Below are 20,220 nucleotides of genomic sequence, written 5' to 3' on the forward strand. Positions count from 1 at the left end.
GCCTGGAAGCAAGCAAAAAGTAAAAAGGCACAAGGAGGAACTTGTTTTACTTTTACTTTTCAATGATATCCTCTGCGTCTCAGCGTCTCTGCGGGAGAATTACTAATTCTTATGTAAGTGCCATTCGTCTTAGCTTAACACCTATGCCCCAGAGGGGCGAGGGAGAAAAACGCGAACCTACCCTTCTGCGCCCCATCTCCGTCCCCCTCACGAAAGGACCCGCTTGATCAGCTTCGACAGCTCCATGGCGGTATAGGGTTTCTGGATAAAGCCTACGGCACCTCCCTTCAGGAATTCCGAGCTGATGCGGTTGGGCAGGTAGCCGGTCGAGATGACAACCCGGACATTCCGGTTGATTGATTTCAGCTCCCTGAAGGTTTCCAGCCCATCTTTTTTCGGCATGATCATATCCAGGATTACCAGGTCGATCGAATTATCATTCTTTTTATACACCTCAAGGGCTTCTTCTCCATCCGCGGCACACAGGACAGTATATCCGGAGCGCAGCAGGATATTGGAGGTCATCTTCCGGACCAGGTCCTCATCCTCGACAATCATCACCGTGCCCTGCCCCTCACTTACCTGGCATCCGTCCGCTTTGGCAGCAGAGCTTGAGATGGCGGGCAGATAGATATCAAAGCTCGTCCCTGCTCCAGGCTGACTCTCGACCAGAATGGTGCCCTGATGGGCTTTGACGATGCCAAAGGCTACCGAGAGGCCAAGACCTGTTCCTTTCCCGACATCTTTGGTTGTAAAGAAGGGGTCAAAGATATAGGGGAGCAGTTTTTCCTCTATGCCGTGGCCGGTATCGGAGATCCGGATATGAGTATATTTTCCTTCGCGAAGGCCGATATGCTTGAGGCAAAAATCCTCACTCAAGTCCAGGCTTTCCGTGATAATGGCCAATTTTCCGCCCTGTGGCATGGCATCTGTGGCATTATGACAGATATTCATCACTGCCTGCATGATCTGGCCTTTATCAATCCGGACTGGTAAGGAGCCTTCCTGCAGGCGAGTGACAACTTCGATCCGGTTTGAAAGGTGGTTGTTCCGCATCAGGCCGATAGCCTCTCTGATCACCTCATTGATATCGATTATCTGGGAATGGGATTCCTGCCGGTTGCCGAAAGCCATGAGCTGGGATACGAGATCAGCACCTACCGATGCTGATTTCTCGATAGTTTCCACGTGCTTGTAGTATTCCTCATCTCCGTTCAGGGAAGCCCTTAAGTAGGAGGCGGAGCCCAGGATCCCGGTCAGGACATCGTTGAACTTATGGGCAACCTCGTTTACCAGTTTCCCGATGCATTCCATGCGCTGAGCGTTAATAAGCTGATCTTCGAGCTTCTTCTTGTCAGTTATATCCCGGATCGAGGCCTGAATCAGTCCCTTGTGAGAACATGCGTTTTTAATATACAATTCCACAATCTTGGTTTGACCATCTTTGGTAACGATTTCCACCTGAATATCAGAACGGGGGATCATGTGTTCATTGATGATCATCCTGAAATAATGCCCGATGAACCTTTTTTCTTTAGCTGACAGAAGATCACTGTAATGAGTTTTTTCCAGCTCTTCGCTGGAATATCCGGTAATCAGCTCACAGGTTTTATTAGCGTCGTGAAGAAACCCGTCATGGTCTACAGTAAACAGCCCATCAGTGGCGTTCTGGTATAAATGGTAGTATTTTCCTTCCAAACCTTGATCTTTACCAGGGTCGTTCATTTTCCCCATATATTGAGATCACCCCCATTCTTTTGGAAAAATTTCAAAAGCCTCAGTGAAACCTCCTGGCATGAGGTGTCTTTCTGCGGCTTGGGTAATAAATAATGTGATTAACCGTGGCGACAGAGAAACTTCAGAATAATTATCGACTGACTATTGTGGGGAAGCAGGTGAATCCGGAATTTCCCCGCACCGAAGACCGCCAGGCTCCAGGCTCCTGTCGGGCTGGATGCGGATTTGCCGGCAGCGGCAATCCTGCTGCAACCGATTCAGGTTTTGCCGGTTATGGCCGATGAAAATGGATAACTCACGCTCCGGAACCATAATCACGAGCCGCCTGCCCTGGCCATCATGTCTGGCCAAAAGCTCCTGCATCCGGTCAAACGCTATGGAAGATGTTACCAGCTCTCCCAAGGCAGGATGAAAGGGACCGGCAACCACGATCCCGGCATTCAGCATGCCCGGAACTGATTGCAGGCCGATCCGGGCAACATCGATGCCGCTTCCGGTCAGCCGCAGGGACAGCTCCTTGCAGATTCCAACCGCCTCCTCCAGCGTTAGTGGTGTGTAACTCCCGCGCCGGTACATCCTCTCCAGCTCAGTATCCTTAATGACCAGGGTGGGATGAATCCGCACAAAGTGAGGAGATAACCGGATAACCCGTTCAACGGTATCGTACAGACTCTCACGGCTCTCTCCCGGCAATCCGACCATCAGATGAAGACCGATGGTGAACCGGTGCTGGTGGAGCAGACCTACTGCCCCGGCAACCTGATCCCCTGAATACGGCCGGCCAGCTTTTCGCAGCACATCTTCATCCATGGACTGAACGCCGATTTCAATGGTCCTGACCCCATGGTCTGCCAGAAACTGCAATCCGTCCCCGGAAATATAATCGGGCCGGGTGGAAATCCGGATGCCGTCAATATGCCCTTCGTGAACAGCACGGGCCGCAGGCAGCAGGAATTCCCGCTGAACATCGGCGGTCATGCCCGTAAAGTTGCTGCCGTAATAGGCAACTTCAATCCGGCCGGGGAATCCGCTCTGTTTCCTTTGCCGGGTTTGCCGAATTGTCTGCAAGCAGGTCTGAATGAGCGGATAAATCTCCTGCGGATCATGGATCAGAGAGCTTCCGACCACCTCCTTCTGATTACAAAAGATACATCGATTCGGACATCCCTGATTCGGCAAAAAAACCGGGATGATTTTCGCCCTGGAATATTTGGTTAACTCCTGTCCGGAGTTAGTAATCCTCATCTTTGTTCTGTATTCTCAGACTTTCGATCCTATTCGAGTTTCAATGAATATTTTTAACCACAAAACACACGAAACACAGGAAAAGTACAAAAAATACTTTCGTGTGTTTCGTGGTTAACATTCCTCTATTCGTACTTCAAAGTGCGGCTCATCAGCTCCGAAAAAGCATTCGCAGGGTTTCTTCCCTCGAAGAGGATGGCTGATACCTGCTCGGCAATAGGCATTTCCACCTGATATTTCCGGGCCAGACGTAAGGCCGCCCGGGTGGTCACTACCCCTTCGGCGACCATTTTCATGCCGCTCTGAATCCGGGATAATTCCTCTCCCCGGCCTATCCGCAGCCCCAGAGTCCTGTTCCGGCTCAAATCACCAGTGCAGGTCAGGACCAGGTCTCCCATTCCGGCAAGACCATAGAAGGTTTCCTGACGGGCACCCATAGCTACCCCCAGACGGGTTATTTCAACCAGCCCGCGGGTGATAAGGGCGGCACGGGCATTATGGCCAAACCCCAGACCGTCGGAAATCCCGGCGGCAATGGCAATCACGTTTTTCAGGGAACCGGCCAGCTCCACACCAATAAGGTCACTGTTCCGGTAAACCCGAAAATAGGGAGAGGAAAACATATGCTGAACATAAATGGCTTCCTGCTCGCTCTGGCAGGCTACGGCTACGGCTGTGGCCATCTTCCGGGAAACCTCCCTGGCGAAACTGGGGCCGGAAAGGCATGATATCCTGATCTCAAGCCGGGGAGGAATTAATTGCTGAATTACCTGGGAAATGCGCAGTAAAGAATCCTCTTCGAGTCCCTTGGTAGCCGAAACAAGATGCACTCCTTCAGAAAGATAACGCCGGTACTGGAGGGTGACCTGCCGGGCCACATGGGAGGGAACTACGGAAACAATGACTGACTTTCCTCTGACCGCCTCCTCAAGGGAATTTGTAGGACTTACGCCGGCAGGAATTTCAATTCCCGGCAGAAACAGAGTATTTTCTCTCTTTGTTTCGATCTCCTTAACCAGATCCGGCTCAAAGACCCACAGGGTAACTTCATACCCCTTGTCTGCCAGCAGAACAGCCAGGGTAGTTCCCCAGCTCCCGGCCCCGATAACCGCAACCTTCACACCCATAACCACTCACCTGACCCTGGGGGCATTGCCCTCGATTGTTACCCTTTTCAAATACTCGGTGATGGCCTGATCGTAGTGGGCCGTATGAGCGTAGACTTTCTTCATGAGAGAAAATCTGGTAGCGCAACTGACCGATCCCTGGTTTTCCTCCATTTCCCGGCAAATTGAAGGATAATCCGACGGATCCACGACTACGACCACATCCTGGAAATTCTTCGCCGCGGCCCGCAGCATGGTTGGACCGCCAATGTCAATGTTTTCAATGGCCTGATCAAATGTGCTTTTCGGATTGGCAACGGTTTTCTCAAACGGGTAGAGATTGACCACAACCATATCGATCGGCAGACAGCCCTGCTCGGCCAACTGCCGCATATGCTCAGGATTATCTCTTCTGGCCAGAAGCCCGGCATGGATTTTGGGATGCAGGGTCTTTACCCGGCCATCCAGCATCTCCGGCGATTGGGTATAGTCGGAAACCGGAACCATCGGTATTCCCTTCTCCTTCAACAACCTGGCCGTACCTCCGGTAGACAGTATCTGAATGTTCCACTCATGCAGTTTCCCGGCTAATTCCACAAGCCCGGTTTTGTCCGAAACACTGATCAATGCCCTTTGAATTTTTCCCATGAGCTCTCCATCCTTCCCCTGCCCTGGCCTTTCCTGCTGCCAGAGCATCAGGGAATCTCCTTTCCTTCGTTCCTAAAAATCCCCGCTATCTCCTGACGGGATCGATGTATCTGCCGTTCCCTCTCCTCCTTCCGCTTCATGTGCCGCCTCATCGATCATCTGCTCCAGCTCGTCACCGGCAAATTCCTCGCCCATTTCCTTCCCCATTTTTTTCATCCATCTGGCCATGCTGACCGGATCATTTTCATCCAGTCCTGCAAGTTTGGAGGGATCAGCCAATGACTCCAGTCTGGCCTCGTCGGATTTCAGCATCCGAACGCGAGAGATCAGTTTTTCAAGATCGTTACTGCCGCAGTGCCTGCACTGTGGAGATTGAGGACTGGTCAGGTTTAAAATGAGAAAAGTTGACCTTTTGCAGCATTGCCTGCATTCATATTCATAAATTGGCATAAGGCTATTTCTCCTTTTTTACCTTGGTAAAAGAAGTATCAGTTATCAGTTTCTTTACTGATCACTTGCTTTTTACTGACCACTGACCACTATCGACCACTATCCTGAATGCTCTTCTTCATTCTGGCAGTGGTTGATGCGGTAAAGTTCCTCCCTGGCCTGGACAATGCAATATTCGGGATTTGCCATACCCTTCAGGCATAACAATTTCCTTCTCTTTTGTCCTTCGGGCAAGGTCTCGGCCTCACTCACATCCACCAGGGAACCATGCGAGCAGTTCAGGCATTTTTCATATTGATCATCCATAATTCTGCCGGTCAAAAGTGCCTGCCTGGCCTCAGCCAGGGTCCAGGGGTGAGCTTTGGCCTTGCTCTCAATTTCAACCGCGTGGACCCGCTCCAGAATCAGCCTCCCCCGGTCCAGATGCAAGGTTGCCTTAAAGTCGAGCTGATCTCCCTCACCAAGCCGAAGGCGGCTCTGCTGAGAAGAGCTGAGGATGGCATAGATCGTATCCTCAAAAGGGGTAAGATCCACGAACCCTTCCTTGAACACCAGAATAAACCCCTGAAATAACAAGCGGGAATGACCGTTGTTACAGTTCATGATAACCCTGGGTTTGACTGTGGCGATTGTTCCGGCAAAGTCAACCTGTCGATCCTTCTTGCTCTGCAGCCACAGTTCGAATTCCTGAAAACCTTTCAGAAAAATTTGATGCTCCTGCGGGCTGAGGAGCAATTCAGGGCATTTGATGATTTTTTCATCATAATACTCAGGACAGGAGGAGCATTTCCTCCCCACATGCGTATACGACCTGGGACAGGAAAGCCCCCGGTTCAGCTTGCGGCATTTCCACTTAAAATAAATGCAGCCGTTCGGGTAGCATTTTTTTTCTTTCAGCACATGATAGGCGGAAATCACATTCCCAAACCCCTGATGAGATTCATGCCTGCACCGGAAGATATCAAGCCTCTTATACTGGTTCTTCATCGCGAATCTCCAAAAGCTGCTTATCAAAGAGAGTAGCACATTTGCCCTGAAAATACAATATAAAGTACAGGAGTCAGGAGTCAGAATACAGAATCCAGAATGGGTAAAGCATGTATTCTGACTCCTGACTCCTGGCTGCTCTTCACTGGCCACTTTCTTTCCCGCCCAGAACAGCCTTTCCAGCCGCCGAAAGGCGGTTGCTCCATATACTCCACTCTTCCTCGATCCGCCGCAGGATTGCGGCCCAGGCTTTGTGCTGCTCAGGTCCGGCCGTGGTCCGTGCCCTGTCCAGGAGGAGGTGCCGGTAAAGTGCAAGGGCTTTATCAGCGCTTTTGGCTGTTGAAAATTCCCGTGCAGTGCTTCGCGCCGCCTCGATCAGGGAGCGGCGTTTTTGGGGCTCAAGTGAGGTGATCGAAGAAATGGCCTGAATGAACAGCTCTATCTTCTCCTCCCCGATCAACCGGCCATTCTCACCATCCCGGACTACCTCATGCACACCCGGAGCATCGAGGGCCACAACCGGAACACCGGCAGCCATGGCCTCGAGCAGCACCATGCCCTGGGTTTCGCTCTTTGAGGTAAAAGCGAAAATGTCCATTGCCTGATAAGCATCAGCCAGCCTGCTGCCTACCAGGGCCCCGGTAACATGGAGGCGCTCGCGAACCTCCGCGTTGATGAATACTTCTTCTATCTTCGTCTGAGCAGGGCCTGAGCCGACAACCAGGGCATGACTCGTGGGTGACTGTCTGATGAATCCGGCAACGGCCTCAGCCCAGAATTCGAGATTTTTCTCCGCAGCAAGACGGCCCACATACCCGATGACCAGGGCGTCAGCCGGAATTCCCATATCAGCCCGGAACAGCGGGCCGTTTCCCTGTCCAAACCGTTCGATATCAACCCCGGTGGGAATGACGCTTATCGGGGTCTTCACTCCCCGCCCGGTGAGAATCGCAGCCACGCTCTCACTCGGAGCGATCACCTGGTCACAGAGGTTGGCATATCCGGTTGATAGCTCGATGACGAAATGCCGGAGTCTGGGCGAGTCTCCCGGCACGTAATGCGTGTACTGCTCATACATGGTATGATGGGTGAACACCAGGGGAATATTGAGGCTGGCCGCGGTGCGAAGGGCTGTATCTCCCAGCAGGTAGGGATGATGCGAATGGATGATATCTGCCTGGAACAGCTCCATTTTCTTCGACAGGACCAGGGGTATGGCCAGGCTGACCGAAAAATCGCTTCCATTGAAGTTCTGAATGGCCCGGACCCGGATGACATCTTTTTCGTCCTGGGGCGTATTCTCAAAGACCGGAGCCACAACCAGAACCCGATGTCCCAGCCTGCGGTACTCATCCGTAAAAGCCTTGACGGAATTGGCCACCCCGCCCACATGAGGAATAAAGGTATTGGTGAACATGGCAATATTCATGGCCGCAGGATTTCCACCTTTGTCTCTGAGGAAGCATCTGTCTGCCGGGGCTGAAGGCCCGGTATCCTCACTTCCATCATCGGTGCCTGTCCCCGCCAGGAAGCCTGCCAGGCGACAGTAACCTTGTGGGGCTCTGGCTCAATCTTCAGGCTTATCTCACCGCAGGGGGTAAGCGCAGGACCAAACCCGATCGGTTGTGGCTGATCGAGCCACTCAGGCAGTATTCCCGAAGCAAGAATCAGACGGTTTCCTTCTTCACGGACGAACATGGCGCGCATCATCATGATCCACTCTGCCGCAGCCCAGACGTGCTGACCATCTCCCATGCAGCCGCCGCGGGTCTGCGGATGAATGGCCTCTGGCCACTGGCCGGTTGGCGAGGCCAGATCGGCTATGGTTTTAACCAGATTACCAAAGCGGATGTCCCCGGCCCGCAGAAGAACCTGGGCCAGATGCAGGGTCAGGTAAGCGTTGATGCCGGAATGAATCATTTCCTGAAAGAAGGCCCCATTAACGAAGCAGTTCTCGATCAGGTAATTCACCGTCTCCAGCACCCGCCGATCATCCGGAGCCCACAGCCGCAGGGGATAGCTGGCTACGATGCTGCCGATGGCACCCGCATCCATCCGCCGGTGAGGTGAAGCCGGAATCCCCGGGTGCCTGCGAATGCTGAAAGACCGCTCCAGACTCCGCTCGATGGCCTGCATAAGCCCCTCTGCCTCCTGATTAAAATTGCGGGCTGCTTTCGGGTGGCCGAGGGCTTCGATCATGGATGCCGCTGCCCGCAGGCCAGCCACACCCCAAAAGTCATCCCAGTAATAATTGTCATTCAGACCAAGATGCTCTGCACTGAAGCCGGCAGGCAGAAGCCCGGCCTGAAGGCTTGTGTTATCATCGGATAAACGCTTCTCCTGTATCCACTTCCCACCCTTCATGATGCTCCAGGACCAGTCTGCCTGCGGCAGGGTACCGGTCAGCTCGCAGAGCCTGTGCATGATCCAGAGGGCCTCTCCGTTGGAATCCCATTCCCCGGCCTGAGAGCGGAAAAAACCCGCCCCCGTCTGCCGTGCGGGAAAGCGGCTCACAGCCCGCACGACCCGCTCCTTCATGCCGACACACAGCATGGCCTGCAAAATAAAGGCCGCATCCCTGAACCAGAATCGCTTGTAGGTGTATGGCCCCGGATAAACCTCACCGGGAGAGTGCAGGATAAGGGTGCGCAGGGCAGCCTCGAAGAGGAATTGAAAACGCTGATCAGGCAGATTCAGACGGCAGAGGCCGTTCAGGGAATCCGACCAGCCTGTGCGGGGAGCGTCGGATGAAAACAGCGGGCTGCTTTCCTTATCTTCAGACAGCGCAATATCCACACTGACCGTGCGCTGCTGATCAGGCTCGAGCCGAAAGAGAGCGGCGGCAGTGGCCAGGCCCACCTCGCATTCGATAGACTCCGATTCCTGAGAATCGGGGAGACTCAAAAAAACATCGCCGTCCCGGTACCGGGAGACAGCATGCCGCTCAACCTGAGTATTGAAGGCAAGACAGCGCTTCTTATTGATGATCCAGCCTTTCCGGTCACTGGTCAGGGCCAGGTGATGAATAATGCTGATGCCTTCGGGGTTGTATGGCCGAAGAGCGATCACCAGCCACCCCCCCTGCCCTCCCGACTGGCCAGCCAGGGCCTGAAAACTGATCCTGCATACCGGTGGAAGCCCCTGACGAGCCCCCTCGTCAGTGACCCTGGCCTCGATCTGCAGCAATGCGGCCTCGTGAGTTATCCTGGTCATGATCGAGAGATCATCGCGGTTAAGAACCAGTTGCTGAGAAGCGGATGCCGCTTTTGACGGAATCAGCGGATCACTGTTCTCCGTCAATATCCATCCGTCGATCGACCAGCCATTAAAAAAGGGAGTGACCAGCCCCCTTGGATCGACAATCGGAAGTGCCCGGCAGTCGGGAACGCCAATAGCAGTCCAGTTCCGGTGAGTCAGGTTGACATGGGTCAAAGAGAATGCACGGGGAATGAAGGACCGATCCAGCGGGTCAAACTGGCGAAGGACCCAGAAAGGCCATACCCAATCGAGATTATGCTGAATAGCCCTGGTATTCATAAGACCCCGGGCATGGAACACCATCCCCGCCCGCAGCAGCTCGATCGGCTCAGCCACCTCCGATGGCTGGGCGAAACGGCGCAGATGAGAAAAAAGAGCCACAGGGTCAATAAACCCATGAGAGCGGGCAGCACGGCGAACGATATATTTCCATGGCAGCCAGGAAAGCCGCAATGTTTCTTCCCCCCTTCTTGATTGATTATAGTTTTACTCTTGAGTGGAGGTATTCAGGAATTTATTATCGAAGGTCCAGCCTTTGGGCCGGAGAGGACAGTACAGGTTCTGATGTGGCTCCCGGAAAAAAGCCGTATCATCAAAACTCTGGCTGGCATAGTACAGGAGACTACCTACCAGGAATGATCCGATACTGAGGAGACACAGCTCACGCCGTTGGTGAAGATCGGTGTTATCGTGCTCATCCTCCTCATCACCGGTGCGCTCAAGATACCATAGACCGGCTGTACCAGCCACCAGGAACGGTACAGCCAGCATACGGCAGGTTGCCGAGGCGGTTTTTCCCAGCCCTGAGCCTGGCTGCTCGCTGCCTTCAGCTTCGATTTCCCGGTGAATCCCATCCTGCTCTGCAACGGGCAGGGGGGATGAGAGGGAAAATACCTGCCGTCCGGCAGCACAGCCTGACGAGGATATGGCAATCAGACAGGTCAGGAAGACAATCAGGCTTCCCGGAGCGGAAATCTCGATTTGGCTTTTCTCCTTGGAGATGGTGGTAAAATGATAATACCAGTCCACACCTCTACATCCTGCCTGGTGATCAGTTTCATATCACAGGCAATGTGCACGGCTGCTTCCAAACCGGCCTCTTCGCCGTAGAGGTCTTCCATGAATTTGGCAATCTTATAATCCCGCCTGCCCTTCTTGGGGCTCCAGCCCATTCCGTGCGTGTAGCCGTCCATGAACCGATGGAGCTCCGGATGAGGCTTTATGCCCAGGAAAAGCTGGGTAACCCGGCAATGATCACGGTTATTCATCCACTACTCTTTTACTGCTTCCTACCCGATCTTCTTTTCCGGAAGCGGAGCGTTGAGGCCGTATATTTCACCCAGCAGGTCCTTGGCATGATCATCCAGGTCCGAATCATAGAGTTTCAGGACCTTCATATAAGCCTCACCCCAGGTTTTCCACATCTGCTGAGCATCCGGGGCAGCGATCCCGACACTCTGGCCTCGGGCGCTACTTAACTCCTGCAGCGCGACCACGTCCTTTTCGTCCAGAAGTGTCGTCGGTTTTAACTTGATCACCCTCTCCAGTTGCAGATCCCAGAATATCCTCAGTGCCTGCACCTTTTCCAGCAGGTTCCTGATCTCCATGAACAATCCCTCCCTTAATTAGGTGTACTTCCTCAGTAACCACTTGTTTCCATTCTCTGGCGCTTTCAGCCAGATCCTGCCGCCAGAGTCTGACTTCCTCTTTAATCAGGCGGTCATACTCCCTGAGCGTTTCCGATTTCCAGGTATTTTTTTCCCGAAGCATCTCATTCCGCCAGGAAAGCGTTTCTCTCCGTAATTCGCCTTGCCATTTTCGGACTTCAGAACTCAAGGTTTCAATTTCACCTGAAGCCTGTCTGCGCCACTCTCCTGCTTCAGCCATAATTCATCAGGCTCCTTTTCAAGGTAGTAAAATTGTATCAAAGATAATGCCTACGTCACAACCATAATATGACATACCGACCGTCAAGTCAAGATAAACTGCGCGAATTTCTTAACCAATTTTTCAGCACAAGAGTATGATTATAGCGGTTTTCATGTGGCTAAACTACAAAACCGACATCAGAGGATTTTACTCCCTCCTTTTCTCCGGGCTTACTTTTGGATTTGCCTGGGTCCCTCTGTGCCTCTGTGTCTCTGTGGTGTCCTTTGCCTTTGCCTTTTTGTAGGAGATGCAATCGAGAACCGCTCTAGGGTATGGCCAGGGGAATAAAGAGAGGCTGGCCGAGTTTGTCCTTCCCGAACTCTCGGATAATTTTTTGTCCCTCCTGAGAGGTCACCCAGCCGATATAGGCCATAGCCAGAATGTAATTCGCCTTGGGATGTCTGGCCGGATTCACTGCCATAATGCCATACGGGTTGAACAGGGCCGGGTCCCCTTCACTGAGGATTTCAAGGTTGATTTTGCTCTTGTAAGCCAGATAGGTGCCGCGGTCCGACAAGGTGTAGCCATTCTTCTCATGCGCCATCTGGAGGACCGCACCCATGCCCTGGCCAGCCTCGGCATACCACTGTCCTTTAGGCTCAAGACCTGCCTTGGCCCAGATTTCCTTCTCCTTTTTGTGGGTTCCCGAATCATCACCCCGCGAAACGAAAAAAGCCTGTGCCCTGGCGATCCTGGCCAGGGCCAGGGCCGCATCCTTGCTGCCTTTGATTCCCGCAGGATCATTCTTGGGGCCGACAATAATGAAATCATTGTACATTACATCACGGCGATTAACACCAAACCCGGCCGCAATAAACTTATCCTCGGCCTGCCGGGCATGCACAAAAACAACATCGCAGTCACCCATCTCGCCTGTTTTCAGGGCCTTTCCCGTCCCCTCGGCGATAACATCCACCCGGCAGTTAAACATTTTTTCAAAAGGGGGATTAAGAGCTGCAAACAGGCCGGTATTATCCGTGCTGGTGGTGCTGGAAACCCGCAGCCGCTGCTCCTGAGCACGAGCCAGGGAGAAAACACTCAAAGCAAGAATCAGGGCCAGGGTCAAAGAAACAAGTTTTTTCATACCTTTCATTGTGACGACTCCTTTTGTTTGTATGGGTGGATTATGGAAACCCGGAAAATCAGTGAATCATGGTAAAGTATAGTATCCGCATTTTTTTCTGACGTCAAGAAATAATTAACCCATAATAACACAATATAACTACTCCGGGCAAAAGGATAGACTGGGACGGATTGAGCACTACAAGGGAGGAAACGATACCGGAAGGTCAGGATACTAATCCTTAACAAATAATATTTCCTATGTCGTGTAAGTCGTAACCGGAAAATCGCCTGCTGTAATCAATGAGCTCTTTTGAGCGTAAAAAGGCGATAAATGCCTGTATCTTATCCTCGAAAAAAAGTTTTTTACTGATAATCAGGTCAAACCGCTCTTTTCGTAACGGGATAAAATCCAGGCCCAGCATCTGGGCAACGGGCTGAATGGCCAATCCCGCATCCGCCCTCCCCGCTAGAACCTCAAACCCGACATCAAGATGGGTCAGGCAAATACGGTCATATCCTCTGACAGTCTGTGATTCGATGCCGTTCTTTTCAAGCTCATGTTCCAGCAGGAACCTGGTCCCCGTGCCAATCTGACGATTGACGATGGAGACATCCGGTCTTGCCATGTCCTTTATACCACGGATGTTTTTCGGATTGCCGGAAGCCAGAATCAACCCTTGAGTCCTGTAGGCAAAATTAACCATGGTGAATTCGTCTCCAAGGATATCTTTGAGGCAGGACAGGTTATACTCTTCGCCCTCCTTGCTGAGCATATGGGATGCAGCGATATGGCACCAGCCCCTTTTGAGCGCATTGATCCCTCCCATGCTTCCAATGCTGCTGTAGAAGGGAAGGATACTCTGGTACTGTTCCTGGAAGAAGGATAAAATATGGGCCAGAAGAAGGTCGTTACTTCCTGCGATAATCAGGGACTCGCTGAATATTTCCAGTTTATCCTTCATCCAGGGATAATTCTGTATGTTGTTATCGATCCAGATATCAACCAGGTTTTTGGGGAAAAGCCATTTTCCGGTTACTTTGGTGGCTGGCAAGCCCTTTTCCAGGATAAGGCTGTAAATCTTTTTTTCGTTGATGTCAAGGTACTCTGCCAGTTCGCGGGTATTGAACAATTCTTTACTCATGCTGATTGCCTCCACAGGTCATATTTTGTATTTTACCTGACAAATGGCTATCTGTCTACTGGCAGGGAAGGTATTTTCATCATCAGCCATGAACCCGGTATGGAGGCACTTCAACCAGACGCTGATTGCCCGGGCTATGAAGAAGTACACAAAAAGCTTAAAGGCCACAAGACGCGAGCGGGGCATTTCATGGAAGACATTGCGAGAAGGCAGTCACATCTGTTTGTTCACTGGCAGCCTGGAATGGCAGGCATGTTCGCTTGACGGGAGCGGTGTGAGTCGAGAGGCTCACGCCCCCTTCTGCGAGGGGCCGGGGGTGAAATTCCCCCCGTTTACTCACCGCCTTGCAATTAATTATACTTAATTTTTCAGCAAAAAGTCAAAAGTTATCGATTATCTCCAGATATCCATTACCGTAAATTACTTTGAAGTATCGGCTTTTATTTGACTTTTCCTAAAACCTGTGCTAAAACAATACGGCATTAGGTAGATAGAAAGACAGGCTCTTTGTGAGTAATTCAGTGAATAAAACCAAAAAGATAAGAGAATAACGAAAACCCTGATGATCGACCTTCATACCCATTCTTTCTTCAGTGACGGTGTTCTTCTTCCGGCAGAATTAATCAGACGTGCCAAGGTGAAGGGCTGCCAGGCCGTAGGTATCACCGATCATGTTGATCAATCCAATTTTGATTCCGTGATACCGAGAATCATTACCGCCTGCGCCCGCTACTCTGATTCTCATGGTATTATTGCTATTCCGGGAGTTGAAATTACCCATGTCCCTCCTCAGAATATCTTTGATCTGGTGAAAGAGGCCAGGGACCTGGGCGCTGTGCTGGTGGTCGTGCATGGAGAGACACTCGTGGAGCCGGTGGTACCTGGCACGAATTTTGCTGCGTTACAGGCAGACATTGATATCCTGGCGCACCCCGGTCTGATTTCAGAGGAGGAGGTGGCTCTGGCCAGAGACAGATCGATCTGCCTGGAGATTACTTCCAGAAAAGGGCACTCGCTGACCAACGGACATGTTGCCCAAATCAGCCGGAAGCTGGGTGCACGACTGGTTATCGATACCGATGCTCATGAGCCTTCGGATCTGATCGATCAGGAAATGGCCAGGAAAATCGGGTTAGGGGCCGGGATGACCAGGGAAGAGATCGAGACAGCTTTTGATAACTCAAAGCGGATCGTAGACCGCTGCCTGGTGAAATAAGCCATCAACCGTGATTGTAATCTTAGGCATTCAGGCATTCAGAGGGAGAGCAATAACAATGCAGATTAAAAAGAAAATGACCCGGAAGCAGTTTTTGGCTCAAGATGATGAAGTTATGTCATTTATGAAAAAGGCGGTAATCTGGCTGAAGAAAAATGCCAACCTCATTATTTTTGGAGTTATCGGCATCGGGGTTGTGGCTGCCGCCATCTGGGGTATTCGTTACAAGAAAGAATCTGATCTGCGAAACTCGGCAAAGCTCCTGTCGGAAGCACGGGCGAGTTATTACGCGAAGGTCGAGGGAGAGCCAGGTGTCGATGATCTTCAGAGCGAAAAGAGCTTTAAAAATATCAAAGAAAAATATACGGCAGCCGTGAAGACCCTGGATCAGCTTCTGCAGTTGTATCCTTCCTCGGCTCATGCAGAGGACGCCCTTTTTCTCAAAGCCGATGCCTACTATCATATGGGCGAATATGACAAAGCCATTCTCACCTATCAGCAATATCTTGAAAAATACAAGACAAGGGGAGCATACAGCGTCGAAGCACTTTCCTCTACCGGCTACAGCTATGAGGCTAAGGGAGATTACCAGGAGGCAGCCAGGGTTTTTCAAAAAATTACGGACGATTACCAGAGCTATCTGCTGCGCGACTCTATTTTCATGGAATTGGGCAGATGCTACGAACAGATGAAAGACTGGGGAAAAGCAAAAGAGGTTTACCAGAAGGTAGTCGCGAATTTTTCCGATTCTCCGCTGCTCAAGGATGCACAGGAAAAACTGAACAAGATAAATTCGGCCTCTGCCCAGGCAATGACTTCCGCCGTACCGGAACCGGCAAAGACCGGCGAGGCTTCCGGGACCGGACAGCCTCCCGAACCCGGCCAGGTATCCGGTGAAGCTGCTCAGACTCCCGCTCAGGCCGGGACAGCGCCTGATGCTGCCAGCAAAGCCCCTGAGACCGTTCAACCAGAATCCGGCAAAGCCCCTGATGCCAGCCAGTCGCCGGAGACTGCTGGCAAAATCCCCGATACCGGCAGCAGTGTTTCCGGGCAGGGCAGCGCTTCTGAAAAGAAGTAGGTTACAGGAAATGCAGTGGCTTCAATCGATAAAGACAAATATTCCCTGGGGAAAGAGGGAGAATGTAATCGTCAGGTGTGTTCTTTTCAGCCTCCCCCTGATTCTTGTCGTTCAGTTCTATCTGGTGCCGACTTTTACCAAAATCAGGAGCATTGCTCAATCCATTCCCAAAAGGCAAGAGGACCTGAAGGAACTGCGCAGACTGCGGAATGAGATGGTTGACCTGCGGGAGGGAACAGCCTGGGTAAATCAGGCGATTCAACGGCGGGGCATGGGTTTTGAGCTTCTTACCTTTCTTGAGGAACTGGCCAGAAAGTGCAAGATCGAGAGTAAGATTATCTCGATGCGACCAGTGTCTTACCCTTCTCAGCCTCCAAACGAAAAAATTATCGAGATAACCATTGATGGGCTGGTAACCGAAGAGTTGACAAAATACCTTTATGAAATCGAAAATTCGGCCAAGCTCCTCACCATAAAGAAAACGACTATTCGATCAAATTTTGGCCCTGAAAAGTCTCTCGATGTCTCTCTTCAGGTCTCAACACTGATCGATCAGATTTAATCCGATATTTTTTCCGGTCTGAAAAGGAGAAACAAACAATGCTTGATATCAAGGCTATTCTGGAGTACCTGCCCCACCGATACCCCTTCCTCCTGATTGACAGGGTGATCGAATTTGAAGAAAACAAGCGGATTGTAGCCATCAAAAATGTCACCATTAATGAGCCCTTCTTCTGCGGCCATTTTCCCGGCAATCCGGTCATGCCCGGTGTGTTGATCATGGAGGCACTGGCTCAGGCGGGCGGGGTCCTGTGTCTGGCCTCGGCGGGCGTTAAGAATCATGGTCTTGTTTACCTCATGGGGCTTGATAAGGTAAAATTCCGTGCACCGGTCACTCCCGGAGATCAGCTTAAACTGGAGGTTTGTGCCCTCAAAACCCACCAGAGAGGATGGAAGATGAGTGCACAGGCTTTTGTGGGATCAACCCTGGTAGCTGAAGGCATGATTCTGGCCAGGGGCGGCGGGGCTCAAGCGGAAGCCGGCGGGACTGAAGCCGAATCCAATAGTATTGAATCCGCTTCGTGCACTATTGAACAGTGAGGAAAATCCAGGCATGAATATCCACAAGACTGCAATTGTGCACCCTAATGCGCAAATTGAAGAAAACGTAACCATCGGCCCTTATTGCATCGTCGGCGAACATGTCATCATTCACAGCGGGACCGTTCTGGAAGCCCAGGTTTTTCTGGATGGATGGACCGAAATCGGAAAGAACTGCCATGTTTTTCCCTTTGCCGCTTTGGGTACTCCACCCCAGGATCTGAAATTTCAGGGAGAGAAGAGTGAATTGAAAATAGGGCAGGGGACCGTGATCCGCGAAGCCGTGACCGCTCATCGCGGCACCAGCGGAGGGGGAGGAGTCACCTCAATCGGTGAAAATTGCCTGATAATGGCCTATGCTCATGTGGCTCATGACTGCCATGTAGGCAGCCATGTTATCCTGGCCAATGGCATTGCCATGGCCGGTCATGTTACGATTGAAGACTACGCATCGATAGGCGGATTGACCGCCATTCATCAGTTTACCAGGGTCGGCAGCCATGCCTATGTCGGGGGCGCTTCGGCGGTATCAAAGGATGTTCCCCCCTACGGAATGGCCGCAGGCAACCGGACCAGACTGTACGGGGTGAATTCCATCGGCTTGCAGCGAAAAGGCTTTTCTTCGGAAGCGATCGAGAACATCAAGAAAGCTTATCGTCTGCTCCTATCGTCGCATCTGAATGTTTCTCAGGCAATTGCTCAGATCGAGGCAGAGATTGACACTCCTGAAGTCCGGTATCTCGTAGATTTTGTAAAAAATTCCGATCGAGGAATTTGTAAGTAGTAAAGGCAGGAGTCAGAATTCAGGAGTCAGGAGTCAGGAGATGGAAGGTCTGGGACTTATTGCCGGGAGCGGCCAATTCCCCATCGTCGTAGCCAATGAGGCCAAAAAGCAGGGCCTGCGGGTCGTTGCTGTCGGCATCAATAGAATCACCTCGCCGAATCTGCTCTTTTCCGTGGATAAGCTCTCCTGGATCGAGCTGGGAAATCTCAGCAAACTCATCAAAGAATTCAAAGCCGAGGGCATTACCAAGGCGATCATGGCCGGTCAGATCCGGCACGTGAACCTTTTCCGGGAGATCAGGATCGACTGGCGGACCCTGCTCTTATTGAAAAGGCTGATAAATAAAAAAGCTGATACCATCCTGGGAGCTGTGGCCGATGAATTGGAGCGGGAGGGAATTCATATTCTGGATTCGACACAATATCTCGCCCCTCTCCTTCCCCAGCCTGGAGTTATTACCAAAAGAAAGCCTTCGAAGAAAGAAATGAAGGACATAGAGTTTGGATTTGAAATCGCCAAGAGAATCGCCGGGGCTGATATCGGACAGACCGTGGTGGTTAAGGACATGACCGTCGTGGCTGTAGAGGCAATGGAAGGAACCGATGAAACCATCCGAAGGGGCGGTGTTATCGGCGGGAAAAAAACCGTTGTCGTCAAGGTAAGTAAACCCAATCAGGACATGCGCTTTGATGTCCCGGTCATCGGCCTGGGAACAATGAAGTCTTTGAAGGAAGCACAAGCTGCGGTGCTGGCCATTGAATCAGGTAAAACCCTCTTTTTCGACCGTGAAGAGGTCATTGCCGAGGCAGATGCAGAGAATATTTCCCTGGTCTCGATTTCGGCCAGCCGGACAGGGAGATAAAGGTTTTGCGGGTTTTCAGGGTTGCAGGGGAAAATCAATGGATAAACTCAAAGTCGGAGTAATCGGGGTAGGGCACCTGGGAAAGCATCATGTCAGAATCTTTTCCGAACTGGAGGAGTGTGAGCTCTTCGGAGTTGCCGATACTGACAGGGAGCGGGCACAGGAGATCGCCGGGCAATACCATGCCATTGCCCTGACCGATTACCGGGATATGATTGGCAAAGTCGGGGCAGTAAGCATTGCCGTCCCTACGGTATCGCATCACCGGATTGCCAGGGATTTTCTGGCTCAGGGAATCGACGTTCTGGTTGAAAAGCCGATGACCGAAACCCTTCAACAGGCACAGGAATTGATCGATCTGGCAAACCAGCGGAAGGCTATCCTCCAGGTAGGCCATCTGGAAAGGTTTAACGGGGCCGTACTGGCCCTCGAAAAGCACATTCATGATCCCCGCTTCATCGAATCCCACCGGATCGCTCCCTTTGTCGAGCGTGGGGTAGATGTTGATGTGGTCCTCGATCTCATGATCCACGACATCGATATTATCCTGAGCCTTGTCAAATCCAGGGCCAGGAGGATAGAGGCAGTCGGCGTTCCGGTCATCTCCTCAAAAATCGATATCGCCAGTGCCCGCCTGGAATTCGAAAATGGCTGCCTGGCCAACGTAACCGCCAGCAGGGTATCCCTCAAGAAGGAAAGGAAGATCCGCCTCTTCCAAAAGGATGCTTATTTTTCCCTGGATTATGCCGATTCGCAGTTATATTCCTGTACGGTCAGGAGGGAGGAAGAAAACAGCGGCCAATATCCATTCCATATTGTGAGGAACGACATACCGGTGCAGGAGGTCGAGCCCCTCAGAGCGGAGCTTCAAGCCTTTGTCCACTCCTGCCGCACCCGGAAAAAACCGGTTGTTTCCGGTGAGGAAGGTTATGAGGCTTTATGCGTTGCCTTTCAGATACTGGAAAAGATCCCGGCTGTGGTCTGACAGGGCTGAGCGCCCAGGGAATCACTGTTTGTGGAGCGGTATTTGGTGGGGCAAAAAAGCAGCCCCACCCTCCATTATGGTCGCTGCCTTTCTGCTCCCTTTTCTGGCAAGTCCGCTGGTCTGGGCAGGGCTGGTGATGAGAAAAATATAAAGTTTGGCAAGAACTGTGATGCTCTGGTAAGGTTATTATTTGTTGGCCGGAAGTCTCTCTTCTAACCAGAGATTTACTAACGTTTCCAGGGAAACTCCCTTTTGCTGTGCAACCTTTTTGATTTTTTCGGAGAGAGAAGGCTCCGGTAAAACTGCCTGAGGCAGCTCACTGCCCACTTCAATTTCCTCATTTACCGGACGCAAGTACTTTTCGGAATCACCAGCGTCATGGGTGTCCCAAAAATCTGAAGCTTCTTCAAGGCTGGCAAAGTGATTGGGAACAGAATCGTTTTTTTTATTTTCTTTCATAGTGCATTTTTATTTTCTTTTCGGAAACGTGGTGTTTCCACTGGCCTGGAAGTAAAAAGGTAAAAGGAAAAAGAAAAGGAATCGCTCTCATTTATCAGTCGCCATACTTTCTGGCACCAGGAAAACAGGGAAAAGACGTAAGACACTTGAGGTATCTGGTGGGGCTAC

General features: G+C 51.5%; 21 protein-coding genes and 1 pseudogene. 8 read left to right on the forward strand and 14 right to left on the reverse strand.

Annotated elements, in window-relative coordinates:
* Positions 1–207 precede the first annotated feature (207 nt).
* From AB1611_18535 to AB1611_18595, 13 genes and pseudogenes are all read right to left on the reverse strand, one after another.
* Complete coding sequence (locus tag AB1611_18535; protein MEW6381580.1) at positions 208–1,734, reverse strand: response regulator; 1,527 nt, start codon at positions 1,732–1,734, stop codon at positions 208–210.
* A gap of 144 nt (positions 1,735–1,878) precedes the next feature.
* Positions 1,879–2,982, reverse strand: coding sequence for a radical SAM protein (locus tag AB1611_18540; GenBank protein MEW6381581.1), 1,104 nt, complete (start codon positions 2,980–2,982; stop codon positions 1,879–1,881).
* Between the two features lie 125 nt (positions 2,983–3,107).
* Positions 3,108–4,109 (reverse strand): NAD(P)H-dependent glycerol-3-phosphate dehydrogenase, encoded by a 1,002-nt coding sequence (locus tag AB1611_18545; GenBank protein ID MEW6381582.1) that lies wholly within the window; start codon positions 4,107–4,109, stop codon positions 3,108–3,110.
* Positions 4,110–4,157: 48 nt separating this feature from the next.
* A pseudogene (locus tag AB1611_18550) lies at positions 4,158–4,736 on the reverse strand (hypothetical protein).
* Positions 4,737–4,808: 72 nt separating this feature from the next.
* Positions 4,809–5,186, reverse strand: a complete 378-nt coding sequence (locus AB1611_18555; protein MEW6381583.1) for a zinc ribbon domain-containing protein — start codon at positions 5,184–5,186, stop codon at positions 4,809–4,811.
* 99 nt (positions 5,187–5,285) lie between these two features.
* Positions 5,286–6,173, reverse strand: a complete 888-nt coding sequence (locus AB1611_18560) for a hypothetical protein (protein ID MEW6381584.1) — start codon at positions 6,171–6,173, stop codon at positions 5,286–5,288.
* 142 nt (positions 6,174–6,315) lie between these two features.
* Entirely contained in the window at positions 6,316–7,602 is a 1,287-nt protein-coding gene (locus AB1611_18565) for a glycosyltransferase (protein ID MEW6381585.1), read from the reverse strand.
* Complete coding sequence (locus AB1611_18570; protein ID MEW6381586.1) at positions 7,599–9,884, reverse strand: hypothetical protein; 2,286 nt, start codon at positions 9,882–9,884, stop codon at positions 7,599–7,601. Before AB1611_18570 ends, AB1611_18565 begins: the two co-directional genes overlap by 4 nt.
* A gap of 33 nt (positions 9,885–9,917) precedes the next feature.
* On the reverse strand, positions 9,918–10,460 hold the full coding sequence (locus AB1611_18575; protein MEW6381587.1) for a hypothetical protein: 543 nt from the start codon (positions 10,458–10,460) through the stop codon (positions 9,918–9,920).
* On the reverse strand, positions 10,385–10,699 hold the full coding sequence (locus AB1611_18580; GenBank protein ID MEW6381588.1) for a hypothetical protein: 315 nt from the start codon (positions 10,697–10,699) through the stop codon (positions 10,385–10,387). The genes AB1611_18575 and AB1611_18580 overlap by 76 nt, the downstream gene beginning before the upstream one ends.
* Positions 10,700–10,720: 21 nt before the next feature.
* Positions 10,721–11,038: a hypothetical protein gene (locus tag AB1611_18585; GenBank protein MEW6381589.1), complete on the reverse strand. Its 318-nt coding sequence runs from the start codon at positions 11,036–11,038 to the stop codon at positions 10,721–10,723.
* 587 nt (positions 11,039–11,625) lie between these two features.
* Complete coding sequence (locus tag AB1611_18590; protein ID MEW6381590.1) at positions 11,626–12,444, reverse strand: substrate-binding domain-containing protein; 819 nt, start codon at positions 12,442–12,444, stop codon at positions 11,626–11,628.
* 220 nt (positions 12,445–12,664) lie between these two features.
* Positions 12,665–13,567, reverse strand: coding sequence for a helix-turn-helix transcriptional regulator (locus tag AB1611_18595; protein ID MEW6381591.1), 903 nt, complete (start codon positions 13,565–13,567; stop codon positions 12,665–12,667).
* Positions 13,568–13,610: 43 nt separating this feature from the next.
* Here AB1611_18595 and AB1611_18600 point away from each other — a divergent pair, with 43 nt between their 5' ends.
* From AB1611_18600 to AB1611_18635, 8 genes are all read left to right on the forward strand, one after another.
* Entirely contained in the window at positions 13,611–13,931 is a 321-nt protein-coding gene (locus tag AB1611_18600) for a hypothetical protein (GenBank protein ID MEW6381592.1), read from the forward strand.
* A 198-nt stretch (positions 13,932–14,129) separates the two neighbouring features.
* Complete coding sequence (locus AB1611_18605) at positions 14,130–14,783, forward strand: histidinol phosphate phosphatase domain-containing protein (GenBank protein ID MEW6381593.1); 654 nt, start codon at positions 14,130–14,132, stop codon at positions 14,781–14,783.
* 58 nt (positions 14,784–14,841) lie between these two features.
* Entirely contained in the window at positions 14,842–15,861 is a 1,020-nt protein-coding gene (locus tag AB1611_18610; GenBank protein MEW6381594.1) for a tetratricopeptide repeat protein, read from the forward strand.
* A 10-nt stretch (positions 15,862–15,871) separates the two neighbouring features.
* A complete protein-coding gene (locus AB1611_18615) occupies positions 15,872–16,423 on the forward strand; it encodes a hypothetical protein (GenBank protein MEW6381595.1) in 552 nt (183 codons plus the stop codon).
* Between the two features lie 38 nt (positions 16,424–16,461).
* Positions 16,462–16,962 carry a 3-hydroxyacyl-ACP dehydratase FabZ gene (gene fabZ / locus AB1611_18620; GenBank protein MEW6381596.1) on the forward strand — a complete coding sequence of 167 codons (501 nt, stop codon included), beginning with the start codon at positions 16,462–16,464 and terminating at the stop codon, positions 16,960–16,962.
* A 13-nt stretch (positions 16,963–16,975) separates the two neighbouring features.
* A complete protein-coding gene (lpxA, locus tag AB1611_18625; GenBank protein MEW6381597.1) occupies positions 16,976–17,746 on the forward strand; it encodes an acyl-ACP--UDP-N-acetylglucosamine O-acyltransferase in 771 nt (256 codons plus the stop codon).
* Between the two features lie 40 nt (positions 17,747–17,786).
* Positions 17,787–18,608: a UDP-2,3-diacylglucosamine diphosphatase LpxI gene (gene lpxI, locus AB1611_18630; GenBank protein MEW6381598.1), complete on the forward strand. Its 822-nt coding sequence runs from the start codon at positions 17,787–17,789 to the stop codon at positions 18,606–18,608.
* Between the two features lie 37 nt (positions 18,609–18,645).
* Complete coding sequence (locus AB1611_18635; protein ID MEW6381599.1) at positions 18,646–19,593, forward strand: Gfo/Idh/MocA family oxidoreductase; 948 nt, start codon at positions 18,646–18,648, stop codon at positions 19,591–19,593.
* Positions 19,594–19,779: 186 nt separating this feature from the next.
* On the opposite strand, the gene AB1611_18640 is transcribed toward AB1611_18635, so the two are convergent.
* On the reverse strand, positions 19,780–20,052 hold the full coding sequence (locus AB1611_18640) for a CopG family antitoxin (GenBank protein ID MEW6381600.1): 273 nt from the start codon (positions 20,050–20,052) through the stop codon (positions 19,780–19,782).
* Positions 20,053–20,220 lie beyond the last annotated feature (168 nt).

Source organism: bacterium (assembly GCA_040755755.1).
Taxonomy (GTDB): domain Bacteria; phylum SZUA-182; class SZUA-182; order DTGQ01; family DTGQ01; genus DTGQ01.